This window comes from Acinetobacter sichuanensis, assembly GCF_003024515.2.
GTDB lineage: Bacteria > Pseudomonadota > Gammaproteobacteria > Pseudomonadales > Moraxellaceae > Acinetobacter > Acinetobacter sichuanensis.
Genome location: NZ_PYIX02000111.1, coordinates 1 through 2,828 on the forward strand (window position 1 = coordinate 1; position 2,828 = coordinate 2,828).

Here is a 2,828-nt window from a genome sequence, read left to right on the forward strand (position 1 = left end):
ATGATTGACGATCTAACGCTCCAGAACCAAATCAGGGATCTGGCTTTAGCGAGTCGGAGCGAACCGACCGATGGTTGGCGTACCGAAGAGCTTGACCCTAAGTTGTGGAACGGTTGGCGTAAAATGATTCAGGGGGACCGGCTAGAAATCGCTGAATACGATCTGACGGCTAAGGTTAGCCAAGGGGACTCTCCTAGTGACAAGCCCGGAGTGGTTGAAGGTCTAAAACAAAGAATAAGGGCTTACAACTTTAGTAAACAAAGGACGTCATCAATAGCAGTGATATAAAAAGTTATCTTTGCCGCCCCGATAAGGCTTTACGGGGCGACTAAGTCTCACCCAACCGACAATTCCGATAGTTTCAGAATAAGCTTTGAGTTTTCTAAGATTGGAATTACTACACCACAGCACGTACTCGAGATACTACAAATAGCTTTTTGGTAGGACCGATACCGAATAAATATCCATAATACATCAGGAGAAACTTTTTTTAATTTTCTGTAACCGGTCATAAATCAGTGGCGGATAATTTGCATGATATTCACCACACTCTGGGCAATGCTCTTGTTTTAGGTACGCTTGATTGTCGATATCTTGATAAGGAAAAACGCTGAAGAGAAGTTCGTGCTGCATAAGCGTTTTATAAAAACTCTTATGATAAGGTGCAATCTCGCTGTCTTTGATTTTGTCGAAATATAGGTCAACGCTGTTCAAAATGCTCATAATTTCTTTAACCCCGTCGAACCTTAAAATGTCGTCATCTTTGTGAATATCAACATCTAAGCTCTCTAGATCCTCAATGAAACATTTAATCGCACGTCGAGAATACAGAAGGATCATTTGCGTCTTGCCATCAACGGTCTTTTCTTGATCGTAACTAAAATTTTTGATGTTTCTTTCGACGAACATATAAAGTTCGTGAAGTTGATCTAACTCGTGCCTTAGTTGCTCCTTCGTGTTTTCTTTTTCGATTTGCTGATGAAGGATTCTATTCGCATCAATCTGGGCTTTCAGCGCTAAAAACAGAACTACTGAACCTAGTATCTGTACGAATGGGTTCGAAATACCTCCAAAAGCATCTCCTATTTCGCCATAATCCTTCAAGTAGTGAAGAGGAAGAAGAGGTAAGAATAAAGGGAGAAGAAGACAGAATACACTGCCGACGACGATGACCCAGAAAGCTATTTTGGTAACAGGAGAGTTATAGATATTCATTTTTACACCTTTTCAGAATTTTCTTTTCTGTACGCGCTAGGAGTTTTGCCAATTTTTTTCTTAAACAACTTTTGAAAGTGTTCATGTGCCGGATACCCAATGGCTTCACTCACTTCGGGAACAGACTTACCGGATTCTTTAAGCAGCTGCTTTGCTTTTTCAAGCCGACAATAGGTTAAATAATCAAGAGGTGTCATGCCTGACAGCTCCTTAAATTTGACGCTGTAGTTCGTACGCGACATCCCCGCAATCCCGGCGAGATCGTCAAGACCCCATTTTTTATCGAGACTATGATGAATAGCTTCCAAGGTTTTGCTGAGTTGCGGATTTTCGATCAGTTTGAAGAATCCAGCATTTTTATTGGATTTGTACATGTGGATTCTTAACGCTTGCACGAAGATAATTTCGGTCAGCTTTCTGACTAACGTGTTGCTTCCAGGAAGCCCTGATTTTGCTTCCTGCTCTATAATACTTAAAAGCATGGCAAGCCAAGGCGAGTGGGAGTTATCAGCACTCTTGATATGCACGACATTTGGCAGCGAATTTAAGAATGGATGATCGGGTCCGCCATTAAAACAAAAATGTCCGCAAACGACGTTGGCTTTGAGCTTGCTCTGATCACCGTATTCCAAAACTTGAGCTTCGGTGAGGTTGGCTTTAGCTCTAAATTCGACCGCAGGCTCGGCCTTGATTTTTGGTGCACTGGCCATGGTGTGCTCAATCCCTTTGAAAAAGATCAAAATATCGCCCTGCTCCGCCAATGCTTTAAGTTTAAGTTTTGGCACCTCATACCAAAACTCGCCATGAGTCACGATGTGAAATCTCGCTAGATTCTCTTCCTGCGGGAGGCTGATGCCCCAGTCTCCCGCAAATGAGGTTCTATACCAGTAGCTGCTAGTAAGCTCTACCTTATCTAAAATTTCACTGAGAACATCCATATATAGCTCCTACGTAAACTGTCCAATAGGTCATGTTATACGAACTATTGAACATATTATATCTATTTTACATGCTGTAAAGTCAGTCTAATCAGTAAGTGGATGAAAACTAAGGAGGCTTTATGAAACTAGATTATGTGATCGTTGCCGGAGGGTGTTTTTGGGGTCTCGAAGACCTCCTTAGGAGTCTGGACGGTGTGACGTCAACGAAGGTGGGCTACTCTGGCGGAGATTTTGATGATCCTACCTACGCCGATATTATAACAGGGAAAACGGGGCACGCCGAAGCGGTTCGCGTGGAATACGACCAAGACGAAATATCTCTCGAAGAGATTCTACATTACTTTTTCAAAATCCATGATCCGACTACGAAGAATCGCCAAGGAAATGATGTTGGCACTTCGTATCGCTCGGCAGCGTTCTATCGTGACGATGCACAGAAAGCGATTATCGAAAACGTGATTGATGAGGTCAATGAGATCGGTCGCTTCGAGAATCCCGTGGTCACGACGGTAGCCTTGGAAAAAGAGTTTTATGACGCTGAGGAGTATCACCAAAACTATTTGAAGAAGAATCCCCACGGGTACACGTGCCATTTTGAGAGAGATTAAACCATGAATCAAACGAAAGAGCTCTGTACACGACAAATTTCACAGAACCCTTATCCTATCAGGC

The 2,828-nt window shown here is 42.8% G+C and carries 4 protein-coding genes; 2 read left to right on the top strand and 2 right to left on the bottom strand.

From position 1 onward, the window contains the following. Positions 1–288: hypothetical protein (locus C9E89_RS23710; protein ID WP_004911214.1), on the top strand; the 288-nt coding region annotated here is incomplete at its 5' end. Between the two features lie 186 nt (positions 289–474). Here C9E89_RS23710 and C9E89_RS22065 read toward each other — a convergent pair. Continuing rightward, entirely contained in the window at positions 475–1,215 is a 741-nt protein-coding gene (locus tag C9E89_RS22065) for a hypothetical protein (protein ID WP_107010235.1), read from the bottom strand. Positions 1,216–1,217: 2 nt separating this feature from the next. Further along, positions 1,218–2,153, bottom strand: a complete 936-nt coding sequence (locus tag C9E89_RS22070; RefSeq protein WP_058952586.1) for an AraC family transcriptional regulator — start codon at positions 2,151–2,153, stop codon at positions 1,218–1,220. Positions 2,154–2,275: 122 nt separating this feature from the next. On the opposite strand from C9E89_RS22070, the gene msrA reads away from it, so the two are divergent. After that, complete coding sequence (gene msrA / locus C9E89_RS22075) at positions 2,276–2,764, top strand: peptide-methionine (S)-S-oxide reductase MsrA (RefSeq protein ID WP_000762837.1); 489 nt, start codon at positions 2,276–2,278, stop codon at positions 2,762–2,764. The last annotated feature ends 64 nt before the right edge of the window (positions 2,765–2,828 follow it).

Coding starts and splice junctions, on each gene's coding strand:
- C9E89_RS22065 (WP_107010235.1), bottom strand. CDS start 1,215: ATGAATATCTATAACTCTCCTGTTACCAAAATAGCTTTCTGGGTCATC.
- msrA (WP_000762837.1), top strand. CDS start 2,276: ATGAAACTAGATTATGTGATCGTTGCCGGAGGGTGTTTTTGGGGTCTC.
- C9E89_RS22070 (WP_058952586.1), bottom strand. CDS start 2,153: ATGGATGTTCTCAGTGAAATTTTAGATAAGGTAGAGCTTACTAGCAGC.